The organism is Streptomyces sp. NBC_00663, from assembly GCF_036226885.1.
Taxonomy (GTDB): Bacteria; Actinomycetota; Actinomycetes; order Streptomycetales; family Streptomycetaceae; genus Streptomyces.
In genome coordinates, this window is record NZ_CP109027.1 from 9,133,854 (window position 1) to 9,155,048 (window position 21,195).

Sequence of the window (21,195 nt, forward strand, 5' to 3'; positions counted from 1 at the left end):
CAGAGAGAAACCCGCATGCCGACAGCCCAGCCCCCGTCCTTCCCCACGCACTTCCTCCTCGGCTCCGCGACCGCCGCCTACCAGATCGAGGGCGCCGCCGACGAGGACGGGCGCGGCCCCTCGATCTGGGACACCTTCTCCCACACCCCGGGCAAGACATGGAACGGCGACACCGGTGACGTCGCCGCCGACCACTACCACCGCCTCGAAGCCGACCTCGACCTCATGGCGTCCCTGGGCCTGCGGGCCTACCGGTTCTCCCTCTCCTGGCCCCGCATCCAGCCCACCGGCCGGGGCCCGGCCAACCCCAAGGGCCTGGACTTCTACGGCCGCTTGGTCGACGGCCTGCTCGCCCGGGACATCACCCCGGTCGCGACCCTCTACCACTGGGACCTGCCCCAGGCCCTGGAGGACGAGGGCGGCTGGACGAACCGCGAGACCGCGTTCGCCTTCGCCGACTACGCGCGGATCGTCGGCGAGGCCCTCGGTGACCGGGTCGCGGTCTGGACGACCCTGAACGAACCCTGGTGCTCCGCCTACCTCGGCTACGGCTCCGGCGCCCACGCGCCCGGCCGCACCGACGGCGCCGCGGCACTGGCCGCGGTCCACCACCTCAACCTCGCCCACGGTCTGGCCGTGGAGCAGCTCAGGGCGGTCACCACCAACGATCCGCAGTACTCGATCACCCTCAACTTCCATGTCCTGCGGGGGAAGGGCGAGGGCGCCGCCGAGGCCGTACGCCGTATCGACGCGCTGGCCAACCGGGCCTTCACGGAGCCCCTGCTGCGCGGCCACTACCCGCAGGACCTCATCGAGGACACCGCGGCCGTCACCGACTGGGCGTTCGTCGAGGACGGCGACCTGGCACGGATCCACCAGCCCCTGGACCTGCTCGGCGTCAACTACTACGCCACCACCACGGTCGGCCTCTGGGACGGCGGGACGCCCCGTCAGAACAACGACGGCCACAAGGACATGGGCGGCTCGCCCTGGCCCGGCTCGCCCCAGGTCGAGTTCCACGCCACGGACGGTCCGCACACCGCCATGGGCTGGAACATCGACCCCGACGGCCTGGAGGAACTCCTCCTCGACCTGCACACCAGATTCCCCGGCCAGCCCCTGGTCATCACCGAGAACGGAGCGGCCTTCGAGGATCACGTCACGGTCGGCCCCGACGGCACCCACACCGTGCACGACCCCGAGCGCGTCGACTACATCCGCCGCCATCTGGCCGCGGCCGGGCGGGCCCTAGCCGCGGGGGTGGACCTGCGGGGGTACTTCGTGTGGTCGCTGATGGACAACTTCGAGTGGGGCTACGGCTACTCCAAGCGCTTCGGCATCGTCCACGTCGACTACGAGACCCAGCGCCGCACGCTCAAGGACAGCGCGCTGTGGTACCGGGAACTGGTGGAAAGGCACAACGCCGGCGGCTGAGAGTGGATGGCGACACCGGCGGGCGAGTGGTCAGAAGCGTGGTGCGTGCTCGACGTTGATGACGTCGCCGCGTGGACCGTACGTCAGCACCGTGCCCTCCCACTGGCCGAAGTCCAGCCCGGAGCCGGCCGATCCGAGTGTGTAGAACTGGGTCGCGGTCGAGGCGCGGACGGACGTGTTGAGGAGCTGGGCCAGGCGGGAGCAGAACACGTTGCCGTCGCCGGCGCCGGGGGCGATGAACGCCGCGGAACAGGAGAAGAGGTCGACGCCGGCACGGAAGGAATCCCTCAGCACGCCCAGGGTGGGAAGGTTGGCGAGGGCCAGGTTCTCGCGGCAGAACTGGACGAACGCGGGGGCCCCATGGGCCATGATCTTGAGCCGGACCGGGTCCGCGGTGTGCGCGGCGGTGTCCCTGGAGCTGTCCAGAAACCACTGCAAGGGCGTGTCGAAGTTGACCTCGATCACGGTGTCGCCCGCCGGGCGGTTGCCGAGCAGCCGCACGTCCCGGTAGACGAGCCGATGGGAACGGACGGCGCCGGGGCCCGCGACGGCCTCGTCCGGGAACTCGGACGGCGAGGTGAAGAAGCCCTTGAGCGTCCTGAAGGTGACCTGACCGGGTTCGACCAGCCCGTCCTGGAAGCCGAGTCGGGTCTGCTGGAAACCGCGGATCGCCCCGTTGGTCTTGGGGCCCACGAGGCCGTCCACCTGGAGCGGCGGGTTCGGTCCGCCGGCTCCGGGGCCGACCTGGTTGAGGAGCATCTGGACGGTGAACACGTCATCGCCCGCGTTCACGCCACCTTCCCCCACGCTTCCGGAGAGCTCTCGGACGGCCATGGCACTCCTCCGCTGCGTCGCTGCAACAAGGGGCGGACGACCATGGGAAGAGCTGTTCGTCGGCCACCCAACCACAGCGGACCACGGCGACACAGGCTCCGCAACCCGGCTCCTCGGTGCGTTCGCGCCCCTGTCAGGCACCCGTCCGAACGCCGGACGTGGCGGCCCTCACCGGACCGCCACGCCTCCTTCCTGACCGAACGGTCCGCTCGGTCAGACGCGGTCGGCCGCGATCAGCACGTACTGGAAGGAGCCGTCCCGGTACGACTCGATGAACGCCTCCTCGATCCCGGTGACCAGTGAGGACGTGGCCCGCAGCTCCCAGTAGGGCAGGGTGTCGGGGGTCAGGTCGATCACCGTCTGGGGCACGAGCCGGTTGTCGGCCATGGCCCGCAGATACTCACGCCGGGAGTGGATGTTGCACTCGAAGTGCGCGTTGATCTGGGAGACCCACTTCGACGGCTGGCCGTAGCGGGGATTCCAGCAGCCGGTGATCGTCACGTACCGGCCGCCCACCTTCAGGAAGCGCGAGTGCTCGGCGAACAGGTCGTGCAGGTCGACGTACATGCTCGACTCGTTGTTCCACGAGGCGGTGACGCTGCCCTTCTCGAAGGGAGTGTCGAGCATGTTGCACACGCGCGAGCGCACATGGTCCGCGATCCGCAGGTCCCGGGCCCGTCCGTTGCCGAAGTCGGCCTGGGTGGCGGACAGGGTGACGCCCTCGACCTTGCAGCCGAAGCGCTGATGGGCCATGACCATGGACCCGCCGCGCCCGCAGCCCGCGTCGACGAGTGTGTCGCCGGGCCCGACGGGACCGAGGTGGTTCAGGAGGAACTCGGCCTGGGCGGACTCGAGCCGGTGCAGCTCCGCGATCAGCTTCTTCTCGTACTCGCTGTGTTCCGGGTCGCCGAGCGCGTCGTGGTTGACGGCGCCGATGCCGTAGTGGTGGTGGTAGAGACCGTCCACGTCACCGAGGCGCAGGTTCACCGGCCTCGCCTCGTTGTTCCAGTACCGGGCGATGTCCCCCTGGTAGGGGGTCGCCGGGGCCGGGATCGTCGCGGAGACGGTGGGGGTGATTTCTGTGGTCACTAAGGTGTCCGTTCCTTACCAGAAGGCGGGCAGGCTGTAGCGGAAGGTGTTGGTGCGGTGCCAGTCGTGGTTGCCGTCGACCCACGCGGCCACGCCCTTGAGGAAGCGCACCACGGGGGGCAGGGGGCAGGCCGCGGCCAGGTCGGCCGCCGCCGCCTCGAAGGCGTGCATGAGCTCGTTGTGGACCTCGACCGCCTTGAGATAGGCGTCGCGCTCCGAGAGCTGCTCGCGTTCGGCGATCACCACGGGCAGGTTCAGATGTCTGCCGGGGCTGGCGAGTTCCTTGGTGTAGGAGTACAGGTCGTTGACGATGGTGGTCGCGTTGCCGGCCAGGGCGATGACCCGTTGCATCTCCGGCCGGGCGTGCAGGTCCGCTGGGAGCTCGTAGCCTCCGATGGTGTCGGTGATGGTGGGGCAGGGGCGGAAGTTGTTGAACTGGCGCATCGCCAGGTACTCCCACACCTCGGGGACATGATCGGTTTCGGCCCAGGCCGCCTCGGCCAGGTAGCCCAGGTGCAGCCGGGCCATGTCGTGGCGGTAGCGGTCGGTCTGGGAGGGCGAGGCCATGCGGACGAAGTGGTCCATCGCGCTGCGGTAGGCGCGCCGCGGCGGGTCCGAGCCGAGCGACTCCTGCCACGCGGGCCCGTATTCAGGGGTCGTGTGGAGAGGGTCGAGCGCGGTGTGCGCGAGGAGGAGACGTCCGCCGAGACCCACGGGCGAGCCGCCGTGGTCCTCGCAGTAGCAGTCGTCGACGGCGTTCTCGGCGACCATCAGCCGGGTGGCGATCATCAGGTGATCGACCGTGGGGGCGTCGGGGTGGCAGCCGACCATGTACCGCCCCACGGAGAAGCCGTCGAACTGGCCTTCCCATTCCTCGGGGTAGAGCTGGACCTCGTCCTCCGCCCAGCGTTTGATCCGACGGCTCACCTCCTCGACTCGCTCCGGGTCGGGCTCCGGGACGGGGTGGTGGTACAGGCCCGGTACGGCCTGGCCTTCGGCGGGTGGTGCCGGGGCCGGGAGCGCGGCGACGGGTTCCGCGGGCAGGCGAAGCGGCGGGTGGGCCAGGGACAGGGAGGCTGTGCCAAGCCCGGTCGGTCCGCCCAGGACCACTCGCTGGAGGTCCGACTCGGTCGGGGTCGCGGTCGCGGGAGGTTCGGCCGCCCTGACCGAAGTGGCCGGTGGAGGCGGTGACGGTGTGTCGGTCGGTGGCGGACTGGCGGCCAGGGACAGCGAGGTCGTGCCAAGGCCGGTCGGTCCGCCCAGGACCCGCTGAAACGCCGGTACGGGAGGCGTGGCGGACAGCGTGCCGGTGGCCGGCGGTGAGGGCGGCGGGGGAGCGACCGGCGGATGCACCACCCCCGAGAGGCCGAAGGCGGCCTCGGTGATGGGAAGATTGGGGACCGCCGGCGCGGGGACGTCCGGTACGGCGGCGCCCGGCCTTGGTCGTTGGGCAGGCAGGGAGGGTCCGGGGGACCCGGGATCGGACATGTTCGTTCTGCTCCTCAGTCGCGTCCGCGGGCGATCTGCACGTTCTCCATCACGCCGAGCGCGTCGGGTACGAGCACCGCGGCGGAGTAGTACGTGCTGACGAGGTAGGACATGACCGCCTGCTCGTTGATGCCCATGAACCGCGCCGAGAGCCCCGGCTCGACCTCGTCCGGCAGACCTGTCTGCCACAGGCCGATGACACCTTGGTTCTTCTCGCCCGTGCGCATCGCGATGATGGAGCTGGTCTGCTCCTTGCTGATCGGGATCTTGTTGCAGGGCAGGATCGGGACGCCGCGCCAGGCGGGGACGGACTGTCCGCCGACGTCGACGTGGTCCGGGTAGAGCCCGCAGGCGTTGAAACCGCGTCCGATCGCGGCGATGGTCCTCGGATGGGCCAGGAAGAACTTGGTGCCGCGGCGACGACAGAGCAGATCGTCCATGTCGTCCGGGGTCGGCGGGCCGGAGTGGGTCTGGATGCGCTGCTTGAAGTCGGCGTTGTGCAGCAGCCCGAACTCGGGGTTGTTGACCAGCTCGTGCTCCTGGCGCTCGCGCAACGCCTCGATGGTCAGCCGGAGTTGTTCCTCGGTCTGGTTCATCGGCCCGTTGTAGAGGTCGGCGACCCGGGTGTGGATCCGCAGCACGGTCTGCGCGACGGAGAGTTCGTACTCCCGTGGCTTCAGCTCGTAGTCGACGAAGGCGTTCGGCACGTCGACCTCGCCGACATGACCGGCCGACATGGCGATCTCGGCCTCGCCGTGCTTGTTCTGCCGACGCCGGGTGGCGGAGACGAACTCGCTGACGTGGGCCTGAAGACCGGGCGCGGAGTCCTTCACGGCGGTGAAGTCGGCGCGGGAGAGGGTCAGCAGCGTGCCCGACGTCTCGGCGGTGGCCGTGTACGTGTAGCGGGCCTCGGAGTTGAGGAGGGCGTCCTCACCGAAGCGGTCGCCGTCCGCGAGCACCGCGAGGGAGATCTCCCCGCCGTACTTGCCCTCCCCGGACTGACTGACGCGCCCGTGGGCGATCAGATGGATCCGGTCCGCCGGGCTGCCGCGCTCGACGATGACCTCGCCGACGGCGAAGTCCCGTTGGGTGCAGCGCTCGGCGAGGGCGGTGAGGGCGTCCAGGTCCTCGAAGCCTCGCAGCACGGCCAGTTCACCCAGTTCGCGCGGGATCACACGGACGGTGGAACCCTCCTGTACGAACTCGATGCGCCCGTCGCCGACGGTGTGCCGCAACCGGCGGTTGACCCGGTAGGCGCCTCCCTTGGTCTCGACCCAGGGCAGCATCCGCAGCAACCAGCGGGAGGTGATCTCCTGCATCTGCGGGGCGGACTTCGTGGTATGGGTGAGGTTGCGTGCGGCGGCGGTGCTCAGGGACTGCTGCGGCACTGCTGGTGCGGCCTGGGTTTCCGGGCTGCTGTCCACGGTCATCGCGGTGGGCTACTCCTTGCTTGGCCGGCGTCGGTGATCCATCCACCCGCAGGACCGTAATCGCCGGTCGAGCCGCCTCGCCCGGAGAACCCGGATGCTTCCTTCGAAGCAGTGACAATCCTTCGATTACGGTTTATCGGACCATTGGGCGACATCACGCCACCCCTGCGCATGATCAAGCCATCGTGAGGTGCCCGCGGCCGTGGGGTGAATCGACGGCAGCCGTCCCCTGGTGTCCGGTTCTCGCCACTGCGCGGTAAATGCCTGGACCGAAGGCCGCAGATGACGGGACACTTCCGACTTCCAAACCTCCGGGAGTGTGATGGGGACAACAGACATGCGAGCACCGGCGCCGGGCAGGAGCGCGGTCGTTCTGGCACTGCGCCGCTACGGCCAAGAACTGCTGAGACTTCGACGACTGGCCCTGCCCGCGCTGCTGTTGCCGGCCCTCGGCAACATCGGCACCCGTTACGTCGCGCCCCTGCTCATCGCCAAACTGGCGGGACAGGCCGTCGACGGCGGTCTCACCCTCCGCGCGGCGCTGCCGTACGTGCTGGGCTTCGGCGTGACGCTGCTGCTCGCCGAGGCCGTGTGGCGGGTCGGACAGCACTGTCTGAACCGCGTGGACGCCCTCGGCATGGAGCACCTGTACGTGAGCGGCATGGACGAACTCCTCGCCAAGGACGCGGCGTTCTTCCACGACAACTTCGCCGGCTCTCTGACCAAACGGGTGCTGAGCTACGGCAAGCGCTTCGAGGACTTCGTCGACACGCTGACGTACCGGATCGTGGGCAGCCTGGTCCCCCTCCTGTTCGGCGCCGTGGTGCTGTGGAGCTACGAACCGATGCTCGTCGTCGGCCTCTTGGCGATGATCGCGCTGACCGTGGCGGCCGCGACACCGCTGATCCGGCGCAGGCAACGGCTCGTCAACGACCGTGAGGCAGCGCTCGCGCGGGTCTCCGGCCATGTCTCCGACAGTCTCATGAACATGGAGACCATCCGGGCGTTCGCGGCCGAACGCCGGGAGGCCGAGGAGCACCGCAGCCGGGTCGCGGACTCCCGGCGCCTGACGCTGAGGTCGTGGGACTACGGCAATCTGCGCGTCGACACCCTCATCGCCCCGCTGTCCGTGCTGACCAACGTGCTCGGCCTGCTCCTCGCCATCGCCCTCGGCGGCCCGGGCCAGGGGGTCGAGGAGGTCGTCGTCGCCTTCACGTACTACTCCAACGCGACCCAGATCATGTTCGAGTTCAACCAGATCTACCGACGGCTGGAGAGCTCGATGACCGAGGCCGCGCAGTTCACCGAGCTGGTGCTGCATCCGCCCACGGTGCTCGACCCGGCGGAACCCGAACCGCTCGCACCGCGCGACACCGGTGTCCGGTTCGAGACGGTGACCTTCGCCCACGCGGGCGCGAAGCCGATCTTCGAAGGACTCGACCTGGACGTGCCCGCGGGCGCCCGGATCGGCCTGGTCGGCAGGTCCGGTGGTGGCAAGACCACACTCACCCGGCTCCTGCTGCGGATGTCGGACATCGACGACGGACGCATCCTGATCGGCGGGCAGGACATCACCCGGCTGCGCCAGACCGACCTTCGCTCACTGATCGCGTACGTCCCGCAGGAACCCGCCATGTTCCACCGCAGCCTGCGGGACAACATCGCCTTCGCCCGGCCCGGCGCCACCGACGACGAGATCCGCGCCGCGGCCGAGGCCGCGCACGTCACGGAGTTCGCCGACCAACTCCCCGACGGCTTCGCGACCTTGGTGGGAGAGCGCGGAGTGAAACTCTCCGGCGGCCAGCGCCAGCGCGTCGCCCTCGCCCGGGCCATCCTCCGTGACGCCCCCGTCCTGCTGCTCGACGAGGCGACCAGCGCACTGGACTCCGAGAGCGAGATCCTCGTCCAGGACGCCCTGTGGCGGCTGATGGACGGACGCACGGCCCTCGTGGTCGCCCACCGACTGAGCACCGTCGCCGGCATGGACCGCCTGGTCGTCCTCGACCGGGGAAGCGTCGTCGAACAGGGCTCCCACGAGGAACTGCTCGCGGCGCACGGCGCCTACGCCAAGCTCTGGCAGCACCAGTCGGGCGGCTTCCTCGGCGAGAGCGCGGAGTCGGACCCCGAGGACACGGTCCCCGGGGCGGGCCTCGGCGGTATGCCGGGACAGCCCGGCCCGACGCCGGCCGGGGACGGCAGAACGCCGACGCCCGCTCGTACGAGCACCGGGTCCTGACCGGTGGTCTCGGCCCAGAGCACCGCGTGATCGCGGCCGACACCGAGGGCGCGCCCGTCATGTGATGCGGATCCCGCGCCCCGCCATGTACCGCACGGGGTCGATGTCCGTGCCGTAGTGGCGGCGGGCGCGTACCTCGAAGTGGAGGTGCGGGCCCGTCGCGCGGCCCGTGGCGCCGGTGAGTCCGATGCGCTGGCCGGGGGTGACGCGCTGGCCCTCGCGCACCTGGATGCGGGAGAGGTGGGCGTACAGGGCGTAACTGCCGTCCGGCAGCCGCATGGTGACGGCCTTGCCGTACGCCCCCGAGCGGCGGGCGAGGACGACGACGCCGGAACCGACGGCGTAGGCGGGGGTGCCTTGGGGAGCGGCGAGGTCGATGCCGGTGTGGTGGCCGGCGAGCCAGGGACCGCGGAGACGGTAGCGGGCGGTGACCTTGTAACTGCGGCGCAGGGGCCGGGCCCAGCGGGGCCGGGACAGCGCGTCGGTCTCGGCCAGGTCGCGGTCCTCCTGGCGTTGGTCGGGGCCCGGTTCGAGGATTTCGGCGAGCGCGGCCTCGTAGTCCCAGTCGACGAACTCCGCACAGGCGCCGTCTGTTTCCTGGCCGGTCCCGGGGGCGAGTACGTCCTCGGGGCCGAGGGCGTCCTCGCGGGCGGGAGGTGCGTCGGGAGCGGGAGGCTCGTCGGGTATTCGGCCGGCGATCGTGCCGCCGGCGAGCAGTGCCGCCGTCAGGCCGAGGGCCCGGCGACGGGTCGTTCCGGATTCGTGGTCCATGTCCACGAGCACATCGCCGTGGCGCGTGACTCGCATGCTTCCGTACGCCGATCGGGCAGGAGTGAGGCGACCGCAGTAGCGTGCATCCCTCGATCGGGTGGTCCGGACCGCATGCCTCTTGACTCCGTTCACCTGTGATGCCAGACGTGCTGATGCCGCCGCAGCCGGCCGCCTGACACACCGCCGTAGACCTCCCTGCGAATGGGGTAACCCTGTGCGACCAATAGACTCCGCTGGGTGAAGATCGTGCAGCGCGGGCTGCTGTGGCTGATGCTCGCCTGCTACCTGTTGGCCGGCGTGTTCCCGGCGCCCGGGGAGAGGGTGCGCGGGCTGACGCTGCCGATCTCTGTGGGCGGTAAGGCGCTGACGGTGTCGATGGTGTTGTTGGCGGTGATGCTGTTCAACGCCGGGCTGGGGGTGCGGGTCGCCGATCTGCGGGGTGTGGTGTCACGGCCGGTGCGGCTGATGCTCGGCGTCGCCGCCAACGCTCTGCTTCCCCTGCTGGTGGTTCCGGTCGTCGCGCTCGGCCTGCGTGCTTGGCCCGACGCGGCGGAGGCGGAGGGCCTGGTGGTCGGGCTGATGCTGGTGCTGGCGATGCCGATCGCGGGCGGTGCCGCTTCCTGGGGGCAGAACGCGGGCGCCAACGTCCCCTTGGCCGTGGCCATGGTGATCGGCTCCACGCTGCTGAGCCCGCTCACCATCCCGCTGGGGATGCGGGTGACCGGCCTTCTGGTCGGTCCCGACGGTGCCGGTGCCCTGAACGACACGAACACGGTCGACCTCATCGCCCGGACCGGGGCCGGATTCTTCGCCCTGGTGTCGGTGGTGCTGCCGTGCCTCGTCGGCATCGCCATACGGGCCGCGCTCGGCGAGGACCGTGCGCGCCGTGTCCTGCCGGCGGTCAAAGCCGCCAACGTGCTGAACATCCTGCTGCTCTGCTACCTCAACGCGGCCGGTGCCCTCGGGCAGGCCCTCGCGCACCCTGACCCGGACCTGCTGGTGCTCGCCCTCGGGCTGTCCGGCGCGGTGTGCTGCCTGGCCTTCGCCTGCGGCCGGTGGATGTCCCGCTGGACGGGCGGCGACCGGCCCGACCAGATCTCCCTCACCTTCGCGACCGGCATGAACAACAGCAGCGCCGCGGCCGTGCTGGCCGCCGGGTGGTTCTCCCACCGCCCCGAGGTACTGCTGCCGATCCTCTCCTACAGCCTGTTGCAGAAGGTCGTCGCAGGGGCGGCGGGGAAGCCGCCCCGCCCCGGGGGGAGGTTCTCCCTCGGCAGGCCCGGCGCCCGGTCCCGCCGCGCCGCACATCAGCACTGAGGGACGTACGAGCCATTTCGCGGCCGGGGCCGGCATCCCGCCCGAGACCCTGACCGCGTTGCCCGCCCCCGGCCCTGACATGAGGCGAGGGCTCGGGGCGGGCGTCGGGCGTGGGGCAGCCGTGGAAGAGCGGGCGGGTCAGGGGGTGTCGGCGCCGGCCTCGGCGGGTTCGACTCCGGCCTCCCGGGCCATGGTCAGGAACCGGTGGATGGCCTCGATGGGCATGTCCAGTCCTTCGGACGCGGACTGCTCGTCGCCGAAGACGCGCACGGCTTCGGTGACGGCGACGGCCAGCTCGGACTCTGCCTTGTGGACCTTGATCTCGGCCTTGTCCACGATGTCGACCGCCAGCAGTTGGCGGCGCTGTTTTTCCTGGAGCCGCTGCTTGCGGGAAGGAGCCTTGTCGGGGGTCTGCACTGTCATGATCAAGATCATAGTGAGTCGCGGCGGGGCCGTGGCCCGGGAGCGCGAGGCTCCGTCCGAGGTGCCGGCCCGCCCGGGAATGCACGGGAGGGGAGCCGCGTTACACCTCTCGAATGACATGGCCGGGTCAAATAACTCACCCGTAGGAGTCGGCTGAACGACCCCGACCGGCTCGTCCTGCGCAAGTACGACCCGGTGGCCGGCCGGCACCTGCTGTTCCGCGAAGAACGATGACCACCGCCTCGGCCGTCGGCCGAGGCACATGAAGGAGGCACCACCCATGAGGACCGGAATCCACCCGATCTCCCGCCCGGTCGTCTTCCGCGACCGCGCGGCAGGGTTCCGTATGCTCACCCGCTCCACCCTCGACGCCCAGGACACCGTCGAGTGGGAGGACGGCGTCACCTACCCGGTGGTCGACGTGGACGTCTCGTCCGCGAGCCACCCGTTCTACACCGGCACCACGCGGATCATGGACACCGCGGGCCGGGTGGAGCGTTTCGAGCGGCGCTACGGCCGTAGCGCCGCCGCCCGCCCCTGACGGCGACCTCGCCGTCCCCCCTCCCGGAAGGAGTCCGCTGTGAAGGTGCGCAAGTCCCTCCGCTCGCTGAAGGCCAGGCCCGGAGCGCAGGTGGTCCGCCGGCGCGGCGTGACCTTCGTGATCAACAAGAAGGACCCCCGCTTCAAGGCCCGCCAGGGCTGACACCCCGTCACGCCGTGGCAACACGGCGGCCCGGCACCGTACTTGCGGTGCCGGGCTGAACCACGAGTGCATCCGCTCATACGGAGTCGGAAGGGCTGGTCGCCGCCGCCGCCGCTCCGCGCAGGGCGGTCGCCGCGCCGTGGACGATCGGGTCGCCGTGGCCGAAGACCGCTGTGTCGACGTCCAGTTCGGCCAGCCTGCGCAGTGATGCGACGGCGCGGACGCGGTCGGTGTTGAAGACGCCCAGCATGGTACGGCCGACGTTGGCCACCGCGTCACCGGTGAACAGCACGCCCGGTCCGGGCAGATGGAGTGCGATCGACCCGTCCGTGTGCCCGGGCACCGCGACGACCACCGCGCCGCCGCCGAACTCCAGCACGTCACCGTCCTCCACCTCCCGGTCCACCCGACACGGCGGTGCCGGTGGCAGGGGCGGAAGCGACGCCCGGATCGGCACCTCGAACGCTTCCAGTACGGGGGGCGGCCCGGCGACCTCCCCTTGGATCACGGGCGCGTCCGAGCGATGCGCCAGCACCTCCGCCCCGTGCCGGGCGGCGAGTGCGGCGGCGGAGCCCGTATGGTCCTCGTGCCAGTGCGTCAGCACGATGCGCCGCAACTCGCCGTCGAGCACCCCCTCGATCCGCGCGGCACAATCCGCCGTCCCGGTGTCGATCAGCGTCAACTCGTCGCCGTCCCGCCACAGATAGGCCGCCCCCACCGGGAAGCGGAGCATGCGCAGGCCCGGCCGTACCTCGATCGCATCCATGTCCCCAGCTTGCGGGCCCTTCCGTCACCGCCGTGCGGTCGTTCGCTGACGGCTCACCCTCACGGCGCGGTGTCCACGCCCCGTGTGCGCGGCGCCGCGCACACGGGGCCGCCCGCTTTTCTCGGGGCGCAAGGCGGTCATCGCCATCGCGGGCTCGACCTGGCCCAGCCCTGTCGCTGTCCGGCCCCCCCCCCGGGCGGCGCCACACGTGTTTGAGCTGTGCGCAGGCGTGTACGCGAGAGACATGACCTCCTCGCAGCGTGAGACAGAGCGAAAGTACGAGGCTCCTTCGGCCGACGACACCTCGTGGCTCCCGGACCTCGCCGGCGTGGCCGCCATCGAGTCGGTCGTGGAACAGGGCATCGACGAGCTGGACGCCGTGTACTTCGACACGCAGGACCTGCGCCTGGCGGGCGCCTCGGCCACCTTGCGGCGCAGGACGGGCGGTGTCGATGCCGGATGGCACCTGAAGCTGCCCCTGTCGGGCGACAGCCGGGAAGAGGTGCGGGCCCCCCTGTCCGACACCCTTCCGGACACGCTGAGTGACCTGGCTCTGTCCCGCACCCGAGGGGCGGAGCTGACGCCGGTCGTGCGGATCCGCTCCACCCGGGACACCCGCGGCCTCGTCGACGGCGACGGCACGGTCCTGGCCGAGTTGACCGTCGACAGGGTCCGGGCCGAGTCCCTGCGCGGTCTGACCACGCTGGCCGTGTGGACCGAGATGGAGGTCGAGCTCGCACAGGACACGGATCCCTCGCTGCTCGACGCCGTGGACAAGACGCTGCACAAGAAGGGCATCGACCGCGCGGGCAGTCCGTCCAAGCTGGCCCGTGCCCTGGAGGAGACGGGAGTGGGCGCGCCGCGCCTGCCGGACGACCGTGTCGAGACCGTCGTGCCCGGCTCGGCCGGTGACGAGGTGCTCCGGTACCTGGACGAGCAGGTGAACGCCCTGGTGAGCCTCGACCCCGCGGTCCGCCGCGACCTGCCCGACTCGGTGCACAAGATGCGGGTCACCTGCCGCCGGCTGCGCAGCACCCTGCGTTCCTACCGCTCGGTACTGGACCGTGAGGTCACCGACCCGATCCGCGACGACCTCAAGTGGCTGGGCGGCGAGCTGGGAGCGGAGCGTGACCAGGAGGTCCTCATGGAACGGCTCGCTTCCCGCATCGGGGCCGCGCCGCGCGAGCTGGTCCTCGGCCCCGTCGCCGCCCACCTGCAAGCGTGGAACGTCGCCAACACCTCCGCGGCGCGCCAACGCACCCTCGATGCCCTGCGCACCTCCCGCTACCTGGCCCTGCTGAACGCGCTGGCGGCGCTCACGGAGCATCCGCCCCTGCGTCGCAAGGCCGCCCGCAAGCCCGAGAAGGTACTGGTCAAGGCGATCCTCAAGGAGTACGAGCGGCTGGCGGGCCGAGTGACACACGCGCTGGAACTCTCCCCGGGAACGGAACGTGACACGGCCCTGCACGAAGCCCGTAAGGCGGCCAAGAAGACGCGCTACGCCACCGAACCGGCACGTGCCGCGCTCGGCAAGCCCGCCAAGCGGCTCGGGAAGCGTGTGAAGGCCGTACAGAAGGTGCTCGGTGATCACCAGGACAGCGTCGTGGCACGGGACGCCTTGCGGGGTCTGGCCGTGACGGCGCACACCGCGGGTGAGGCCGGCTTCACCTGGGGGCTGCTGTACGGCCAGGAGCAGGCCGTGGCCGCGGAGCGGGAACGGGAGCTGCCGGCGGCATGGGCCGATGCGTCGAAGCCGGGCCTGCGCAAGGCGCTCGGCCACTGACACCTGCCCGTACGGGCACCCCCGCCCGGGTGAAACAGCCTCGCAGGCCCGGGTCGGTGCGATGAGCCCCGTAGCGGAGGGCGGCATCGTTGCGGAGTCCTGACACCGGATTTCGCAGGAGGAAACGCATGCTCGGCACCGACTTCCGCACCGGATCACCCAACTGGATCGACCTCGGCAGCCCTGACATCGACACGGCCGCCGCCTTCTACGGGGCCGTCTTCGAGTGGCGGTTCATTTCCGCCGGGCCGGAGGCGGGCGGGTACGGGTTCTTCCAGAAGGGCGCGAAGATCGTCGGCGCCCTCGGCCCGCTGATGGAGGAGGGCGCCAAGTCGGCCTGGACGACGTACTTCCAGAGCGACGACATCCAGACCACCGCTCGCGATGTGCTCGCAGGCGGCGGCACGGTGCGTGCCGAGCCCGTGGACGTCATGGGCGAGGGCTGGATGGGCCAGTTCACCGACCCGCAGGGCGCGGAATTCGCCGCATGGCAGCCGGCGCGGACGAAGGGCCTGGAGACGGCTTCGGAGGACAACACCCTTGTGTGGGTGGAACTGCACGTCGGCGACCCGGAGGCGGCGATCCGCTTCTATCAGGGGCTGTTCGGCTGGCGTTCGCAGGAGATGCAGGCTCCCGGGATGACGTACCGGGTGCTCAGCATCAAGGACGGCGACCAGCAGGAGGGCTCCTTCGGCGGTGTGGCCCAACTCCAGGACGGCGGGGAGGACACGCGCTGGATCCCGTACTTCGCCGTGGCCGACGCCGACGCCATCGAGACGAAGGCGCGGGAGAACGGCGGTTCGGTGCTGATGTCGGCCACGGACGTGCCGGACGTCGGGCGGATCGCCTGGCTGGCCGACCCGGGCCAGGCGGTGTTCGCCGTACTGAAGCCGAATCCGCGCCAGGCATGACAGCCGCGCTCTCCGGACGAGCCGAAGTCGCGTCCGGAGGGCGCGCCGCGTTGCGCACATCCCGGCCGAGATGAAGGCGCGGATGCGATCACCGCGCTCCTGACGACGATGTTGATCGTCATCAGGGACGTCGACCGGCCCTTCCGGGGCCGACGTGCGGGAGACAGGGGGCTCACGGCGGGCCCCGCCGCCGTCATGGAACGAAGAACGGCGGGCGCAGGGCTCGTCCCGCCCGGGGTTCTGGGAGGTAGCTTGGTGGAGGATGCCCGCGAAGGAGGGCGATGGGATGCCATGGTTCGTATGGCTGCTCCTTGGCGCGGCGCTGGGCGTCGCGGAGTTCTTCACCCTGACATTGGTCCTCGGCCTGTTCGCGGGCGCGGCGTTGGTCGCCGCCGTGGTCGCCGGTGTGGGCGTCGGGACCCTCGGACAAATCGTTGCGCTCGGCGTGACCGCGGCGGCGGGCCTGCTCATCGCCCGTCCTGTCGCACTGCGGTACATGGCGGAGCCACCGCTGATGCGCGACGGCAGCGACGCGCTGATCGGCAGACGTGCCGAGGTCGTGCAGGAGGTCACCGCGACCCGCGGCCTGGTCAAACTCGGCGGCGAGGAGTGGACCGCCCGGGCCCTCGACGAGAGCCATGTGATCCCGGTGGGTGCCCTGGTGGACGTCATGGAGATCCAGGGCGCCACCGCCATCGTCTATCCCCGCGAGCTTCTTCCCTGAGCGGCTGATCGCACAGCTATGGAGGCACTGTGGAACCAGTTGTCATCGCCATTGTCGTGGCGGCCATCGTCATCGTCTTCCTTGTCGCCTCCACGGTGCGCATCGTTCCGCAGGCGCGCCGCTACAACATCGAGCGGTTCGGACGATACCGCCGCACGCTGCAACCGGGTCTCAACCTGGTGCTGCCGGTCGCGGACCGCATCAACACCAAACTCGACGTGCGGGAGCAGGTCTATTCGTCCGACCCCCGACCGGTGATCACCGAGGACAACCTCGTGGTGAACATCGACACGGTGCTCTACTACCAGATCACGGATCCGCGGGCGGCGGCCTACGAGGTCGCCGACTACTTGCAGGCCATCGATCAGCTCACCGTGACCACGCTGCGGAACGTCATCGGCAGCATGGACCTGGAGGAGACGCTCACCTCGCGTGAGGAGATCAACTCCCGGCTCCGGGCCGTCCTCGACGACGCCACCGGCAAGTGGGGCATCCGGGTCAACCGCGTGGAGATCAAGGCCATCGATCCACCGCACACCATCAAGGAGGCGATGGAGAAGCAGATGAGGGCCGAGCGTGACAAGCGCGCGGCCATCCTGCACGCCGAAGGGGAGCGGCAGGCCAAGATCCTCACCGCGGAGGGCACGAAACAGAAGGACATCCTGGAGGCGCAGGGCGCCCAACAGGCCATGATCCTGCGGGCGGACGGCGAGGCGAAGGCGGTGGAGCTCGTCTTCCAGGCTGTCCACCGTAACAACGCCGATCCGAAGGTCCTGGCCTACAAGTACCTGGAGACACTGCCGCACTTGGCGAGCAGCGACAACAACACGTTCTGGGTGATCCCGGGAGAGCTGACCGAGGCGGTCCGGACCGTCACCCGTGCCTTCGGTGACGAGTCGACGGCGGCTCCGGTTCCCGCCGCGCAACCTGAGACGGCGGCCTCCGGCGGCGCCGGGGAGACATCGGACGAGGCCCGAAGCCCCGCACTCGAGGCGGGTTCGACGGTTCTGCTCGACGCCGCCGCGGCTGCCGACGAGGCCGAGAAGCAGGCCGCCGCGGCGGTGAGTGACGCCAAGGCGGAGGCGGAGGCCGCGCAGTCGACGCAGGTGTCGCGTCGGGCGTAGGCATATGAGGGGAGGAGCCCATCCAGCAGCGGAGCGCGAAGCCCCGCGAAAAAGTCTTCGACCGCTCCCGCCCCCGTCCGGCACTCTGCCCGGCATGACCACACCGTCTTTCCTGCCCGGGCTGGAGCTGTCCCGTCGTTTCTATGTCGAGGCGGTGCGGCCTCTGTTGGATGAGGCCGCGCCGGGGATCGCACACTCGGGCGCTCGCCTGGGCAGTGGTTCGGAGGTCCTGGGGTTCGACACCTCCCGGTCCGCTGACCACGAGTGGGGTCCTCGGGTGCAGATCTTCCTGCACCCGAGGGACGTCGAGCGCAGTGCCGCAAGGATCAGGACCGTGCTCGCCGAGAGGCTGCCGAAGACCTTCTACGGCTGTCCGACGCACTTCGCGTCCACGGGCGAGCCAGGCATCGGAGTCATGCAGGTGACCGACGGACCGGTCCATCACCGCGTCGACGTCGTCGCCCCGGCCGCCTGGTTCACCGAGCAACTGGGCTTCGACCCGGGCGAGCGGGTAAGCCTGGCCGACTGGCTGGCCGCACCCACCCAACGTCTCGCCGAGGTCACCGCGGGCGCCGTCTTCCACGACGGGCTCGGCCAACTCGCCCCGGCACGCGCCCGCCTCGCCTGGTACCCCCGCGATCTCTGGCTCCACGTGCTCGCCTGTCAGTGGCAGCGGGTCTCCCAGGAAGAGGCCTTCGTCGGGCGCTGCGGCGAAGTGGGCGACGAACTCGGTTCCGCCGTCGTGGCGGCCCGCCTGGTACGCGATCTGATGCGGCTGTGCCTGCTGATGAACCGCCGCTATCCGCCGTACAGCAAATGGCTCGGCAGCGCGTTCGCCGGTATCCCCGAGGCGCCGTCGCTCACCCCGCACCTCACGGCGACGCTCGCGGCGACCGACTGGCACACTCGCGAGGAACACCTCGCCCGCGCCTACGAGGCCATCGCGGCCCTGCACAACCGACTCGGCCTCACCGAGCCCGTCGACCCGGCCACGCGCCCGTACCACAGCAGGCCGTTCCGGGTCCTGCACGCCGAACGGTTCAGCGCGGCGCTGAGAACCCGCATCACGGATCCGGCCGTTCGCGACCTGCCGTCGACCGGCTCCGTCGACCAGTTCGTCGACAGCACCGAGGTCCTCACCGATCCGGAGCGGACACGCGCGTTCATCGCGACACGGTGACCGTGGGGGTACTGGCGCCGTCGGTCCGCTCGCCCTGGGTATGGTGCCGCGTGGAACGACGCGTACAACGAGCGGCTCCCCACACATCTGGACGGTCGACTGACGTGCCAAGACGCCCCGAGGGACTGTTCGTCGGCCTGTGTACGTTCGACGTCGTGCAGCTCGTCGACCAGGTGCCGGGCGCGGACGAGAAGGTGACGGCGCTTCGGCAGACGGTGGCCGCGGGCGGCCCGGCGGCCAACGCGGCCGTGGCCTTCGCGCACCTCGGTGGTGCGGCCACGCTGCTCACCTCGATCGGCGGTCACCCGCTGGGCGTCGTGGCCGCGGCGGAGCTGCGAGGGCAAGGTGTGGTGGTGCGGGATCTGTCGGCCGGCTCGGACGCGCCGCCCGCCGTGTCCTCGATCCTGGTGACCGCGGCCAGCGGTGAGCGGGCCGTCGCGTCGACCAACGCGGCGGGACGCCGGATCGCGGTGCCCGATGACCTGGCGGCGCTGGTGGCGGGGTACGACGTCGTCGAGTTCGACGGACATCACATGGAGCTGGCGGTGGCCGTCGCGAGCGCCGCACGTGCCGCCGGACGCCTGACCGTGCTTGACGGCGGTAGTTGGAAAGCGGGCACGGAGCAGCTGCTGGCCTCGATCGACGTGGCCGTCTGCTCGGACGCCTTCCACCCGCCCGGCACCGCGTGTCCCGAGGACGTCCTGCGGTTCCTGCGGGAACGCGGGGTGGCCTGGACGGCGGTGAGCCGGGGCGGGCGGCCCCTCGTGTGGGAGGGGCCGCGCGGCGGCGGCACGGTGGAGGTGCCGGAGGTGCGGGTCGTGGACACGCTGGGCGCGGGTGACGTGCTGCACGGAACTCTCGCTCACCGGCTCGCGGCACAGGGGGAGTTGACCACGCGAGGATTCGCCGGGGCGCTGCGTGAGGCGGCGGGGTGGGCCTCACGGGCGTGCACGTCGTTCGGCACACGGGAGTGGATGCGGGAGGGGCCTTCGCCGTCCGGGACCTCGTCGTCGACATGAGGGTTCCGGATGCCCGCGCTCACGTCATGGAACACGCGCACCCGGAGCCTGGCCGAGGAGCGGAGCAGCTGTCACGGGGCGTAGGTGATGTTGGGGCGGGGCGGGGTGGACATGCCGGATCCGAGGAAGTAGTCGACGTGGTGGGACTGCATGTAGCCCTTGAAGGTCATGGCGTTCCGGTAGGCCGGGTTGTGCGCGAGGGTGTAGAGCCGGGTGCTCGTGGGCTGGTTCGTGGTGAAGATGATCAGCTCGTCGTAGGTGGCGTTGGTGTACATCGCCTCCTCGCGCCAGTCGCCGAGGATGTCGCCCACGAAGAGGGGGTTGATGCCCTGGGAGGCGTCGACGGCACCGTAGTTCCAGGTGCTCACCAGTCGCGGCAGGCTGCCGGTCGACGTCGGGTTCAGCGGGTTCCACTTCTCGATCTTGCCGTCGTTGAGCAGTTCCGCGGTGAGGTCGCCGTCCCACCACAGGCCCAGCTGCGGCCAGGGGCGCTTGGCCGTGTCGGGTTCGGTGAGGGCGTTGGTGCGCGCGTTGTACAGGCCGGAGAACGACCAGACCTCCATGCCCGGGTAGCGGGAGTCGATGTCGGCGGCCATGCCGCGTCCGACGTCGGCGGGGCCGCCGTAGTGCTGCCAGATCAGGGCGCCGGTGGAGGCGTCGTAGTAGTACTCCAGCAGTCCGCTCGGGTTGTCCTGCTGGACGCCGTAACCCTCCAGGCCGGGGCGGCTCGGGTCCATGTCGGCGATGTGGAAGCGGTCGCCGTGGACGATGCCCTTGGGACCCATCGAGTAGCGCAGGGTGCCGTCGCCGTTGAGGACGAACCCGATCTCGGCGATCTCGTCGGTGCCGTCGCCGTTGACGTCGATGGCGCGGGTGTTGTGCCCGTCGGGTGCGTCCTGGGTGCCGCGCTGCCAGGTCCACTGGCGGTCCAGGGAGCCGCCGTCGTACTTCCAGGCGCCGATCATCAGGTTGAACGCCCCGCCGTCCTGCCGGTTCTTCATGAAGGCGACCAGGCTGGGGGTGGTGCCGTTGAGGTAGGCCACGCCGAGGCGGGCGGCGAGCGGGCCGTCGGACAGATAGGTCGTCGGGATCGACGAGTACCGGCTGAGCGCGCCGGTGCGGCCGTCGAGGACCGCCATCCACTGCCGTGAGTCGTCGGCGTGCGTCCAGGTGGCCCCGTCGCCGAAGGTCACCCCGTCGGCGATTTTCAGGGCGACCTCGGCGTCGCCGTCGCTGTCGAAGTCATAGACCGTGACGCCGTCCCAGTTGCCGACGTCGACGGTCGACGACCCCGGCTCGATGTTGTCCTGGTTCTGGCTGTTGGGCCCCAGGTTCACCTGCCAGAGGAAGGTCCCGTCACTTCGGTACGCCTCCAGCGTCTGGGGAGAGGTCTGGCGGTCGATCACGTAGTCGTACGCGCCGTCACCGTCGAGGTCGCCGACCCAGGCGAACTTCACCGGGCCGCCGGAGCGCAACGGCACGCGGACCACGGGTTCGGTGGCGTGGTTGGCCGTCAACGTGAAGGCTCCGCTGGGGGTTTGCTCCTGGCCGCCGACGACCGGGGTCACGCGGTAGCTGTTGGACTTGGTCAAGTCGGCGCTCGCGTCGGTGTAGTTGGTGCCCGCTGTCAGCGCGGTGGCGTTGAGCCTGGTGTACGCGCCGCCCGCGGTGGAGCGGTACACGTTGAACCCGATGCCCTCCGGGTCCAGGCCCAACAACCGCCAGGAGACGAGCACTTGGGTGGAGCTGTTGCGCACCGCGACGACCCCGCGACCGAGGTTCTCCATCACCCGCGCGGATTGCGCGGATTGCGCGGACTGCGCGGTCGTGTCGGCGGACGCGGGGTCGGTGGGGCCGACGGCCCAGAGGGAGGCGAGGGCGAGTAACGCGGCGGCGGTGGCGGCGCGCCCGCGAGTCGTTAGTGACATATGCATGACAACCTCTTTGATGCGGAAGGGGGTGC

General features: G+C 70.4%; 19 protein-coding genes and 1 pseudogene. 12 read left to right on the forward strand and 8 right to left on the reverse strand.

Annotated elements, in window-relative coordinates:
* Positions 1-15 precede the first annotated feature (15 nt).
* Complete coding sequence (locus OG866_RS41565; protein WP_329342911.1) at positions 16-1,434, forward strand: GH1 family beta-glucosidase; 1,419 nt, start codon at positions 16-18, stop codon at positions 1,432-1,434.
* 30 nt (positions 1,435-1,464) lie between these two features.
* Here OG866_RS41565 and OG866_RS41570 read toward each other — a convergent pair whose 3' ends face one another.
* The 4 genes from OG866_RS41570 to OG866_RS41585 form a co-directional block, all read right to left on the reverse strand.
* Entirely contained in the window at positions 1,465-2,268 is an 804-nt protein-coding gene (locus OG866_RS41570; RefSeq protein ID WP_329342912.1) for a hypothetical protein, read from the reverse strand.
* A gap of 213 nt (positions 2,269-2,481) precedes the next feature.
* Entirely contained in the window at positions 2,482-3,357 is an 876-nt protein-coding gene (locus tag OG866_RS41575; protein ID WP_329342913.1) for a geranyl diphosphate 2-C-methyltransferase, read from the reverse strand.
* Between the two features lie 15 nt (positions 3,358-3,372).
* Complete coding sequence (locus OG866_RS41580; RefSeq protein WP_329342914.1) at positions 3,373-4,845, reverse strand: family 2 encapsulin nanocompartment cargo protein terpene cyclase; 1,473 nt, start codon at positions 4,843-4,845, stop codon at positions 3,373-3,375.
* 14 nt (positions 4,846-4,859) lie between these two features.
* Positions 4,860-6,275, reverse strand: a complete 1,416-nt coding sequence (locus OG866_RS41585) for a family 2B encapsulin nanocompartment shell protein (protein WP_329342915.1) — start codon at positions 6,273-6,275, stop codon at positions 4,860-4,862.
* 322 nt (positions 6,276-6,597) lie between these two features.
* Between OG866_RS41585 and OG866_RS41590 the strand changes: the two genes are divergently transcribed.
* On the forward strand, positions 6,598-8,511 hold the full coding sequence (locus tag OG866_RS41590) for an ABC transporter ATP-binding protein (RefSeq protein WP_329342916.1): 1,914 nt from the start codon (positions 6,598-6,600) through the stop codon (positions 8,509-8,511).
* 57 nt (positions 8,512-8,568) lie between these two features.
* On the opposite strand, the gene OG866_RS41595 is transcribed toward OG866_RS41590, so the two are convergent.
* Positions 8,569-9,318, reverse strand: a complete 750-nt coding sequence (locus OG866_RS41595) for a M23 family metallopeptidase (protein WP_329342918.1) — start codon at positions 9,316-9,318, stop codon at positions 8,569-8,571.
* Between the two features lie 201 nt (positions 9,319-9,519).
* Here OG866_RS41595 and OG866_RS41600 point away from each other — a divergent pair, with 201 nt between their 5' ends.
* A complete protein-coding gene (locus OG866_RS41600; protein ID WP_329342919.1) occupies positions 9,520-10,599 on the forward strand; it encodes a bile acid:sodium symporter family protein in 1,080 nt (359 codons plus the stop codon).
* Between the two features lie 138 nt (positions 10,600-10,737).
* Here OG866_RS41600 and OG866_RS41605 read toward each other — a convergent pair whose 3' ends face one another.
* A complete protein-coding gene (locus tag OG866_RS41605) occupies positions 10,738-11,022 on the reverse strand; it encodes a hypothetical protein (RefSeq protein ID WP_329342920.1) in 285 nt (94 codons plus the stop codon).
* A gap of 135 nt (positions 11,023-11,157) precedes the next feature.
* Here OG866_RS41605 and rpmG point away from each other — a divergent pair.
* The 3 genes and pseudogenes from rpmG to ykgO form a co-directional block, all read left to right on the forward strand.
* Positions 11,158-11,256 (forward strand): annotated as a pseudogene (gene rpmG / locus OG866_RS41610) (50S ribosomal protein L33); the annotation flags it as partial.
* Between the two features lie 46 nt (positions 11,257-11,302).
* The gene (locus OG866_RS41615) at positions 11,303-11,563 is read left to right on the forward strand and encodes a type B 50S ribosomal protein L31 (RefSeq protein WP_329342922.1); all 261 of its coding nucleotides are present in this window, start codon (positions 11,303-11,305) and stop codon (positions 11,561-11,563) included.
* A 39-nt stretch (positions 11,564-11,602) separates the two neighbouring features.
* Positions 11,603-11,725, forward strand: coding sequence for a type B 50S ribosomal protein L36 (gene ykgO, locus OG866_RS41620; protein ID WP_026084623.1), 123 nt, complete (start codon positions 11,603-11,605; stop codon positions 11,723-11,725).
* 76 nt (positions 11,726-11,801) lie between these two features.
* On the opposite strand, the gene OG866_RS41625 is transcribed toward ykgO, so the two are convergent.
* Entirely contained in the window at positions 11,802-12,491 is a 690-nt protein-coding gene (locus tag OG866_RS41625) for an MBL fold metallo-hydrolase (protein WP_329342925.1), read from the reverse strand.
* A 244-nt stretch (positions 12,492-12,735) separates the two neighbouring features.
* Here OG866_RS41625 and OG866_RS41630 point away from each other — a divergent pair, with 244 nt between their 5' ends.
* The 6 genes from OG866_RS41630 to OG866_RS41655 all read left to right on the forward strand — a co-directional run bounded on the left by OG866_RS41630 (position 12,736) and on the right by OG866_RS41655 (position 19,232).
* A complete protein-coding gene (locus tag OG866_RS41630) occupies positions 12,736-14,274 on the forward strand; it encodes a CYTH and CHAD domain-containing protein (RefSeq protein WP_329342927.1) in 1,539 nt (512 codons plus the stop codon).
* 128 nt (positions 14,275-14,402) lie between these two features.
* Positions 14,403-15,185 carry a VOC family protein gene (locus OG866_RS41635; RefSeq protein WP_329342929.1) on the forward strand — a complete coding sequence of 261 codons (783 nt, stop codon included), beginning with the start codon at positions 14,403-14,405 and terminating at the stop codon, positions 15,183-15,185.
* A 286-nt stretch (positions 15,186-15,471) separates the two neighbouring features.
* A complete protein-coding gene (locus tag OG866_RS41640; protein ID WP_329342931.1) occupies positions 15,472-15,909 on the forward strand; it encodes an NfeD family protein in 438 nt (145 codons plus the stop codon).
* A gap of 29 nt (positions 15,910-15,938) precedes the next feature.
* The gene (locus OG866_RS41645) at positions 15,939-17,033 is read left to right on the forward strand and encodes an SPFH domain-containing protein (RefSeq protein ID WP_329342933.1); all 1,095 of its coding nucleotides are present in this window, start codon (positions 15,939-15,941) and stop codon (positions 17,031-17,033) included.
* Between the two features lie 94 nt (positions 17,034-17,127).
* On the forward strand, positions 17,128-18,213 hold the full coding sequence (locus OG866_RS41650) for a DUF4037 domain-containing protein (RefSeq protein WP_329342934.1): 1,086 nt from the start codon (positions 17,128-17,130) through the stop codon (positions 18,211-18,213).
* 104 nt (positions 18,214-18,317) lie between these two features.
* Positions 18,318-19,232 carry a PfkB family carbohydrate kinase gene (locus tag OG866_RS41655; RefSeq protein ID WP_329342935.1) on the forward strand — a complete coding sequence of 305 codons (915 nt, stop codon included), beginning with the start codon at positions 18,318-18,320 and terminating at the stop codon, positions 19,230-19,232.
* Positions 19,233-19,303: 71 nt separating this feature from the next.
* Here OG866_RS41655 and OG866_RS41660 read toward each other — a convergent pair whose 3' ends face one another.
* The gene (locus OG866_RS41660) at positions 19,304-21,166 is read right to left on the reverse strand and encodes a rhamnogalacturonan lyase family protein (RefSeq protein WP_329342937.1); all 1,863 of its coding nucleotides are present in this window, start codon (positions 21,164-21,166) and stop codon (positions 19,304-19,306) included.
* Between the last annotated feature and the right edge of the window lie 29 nt (positions 21,167-21,195).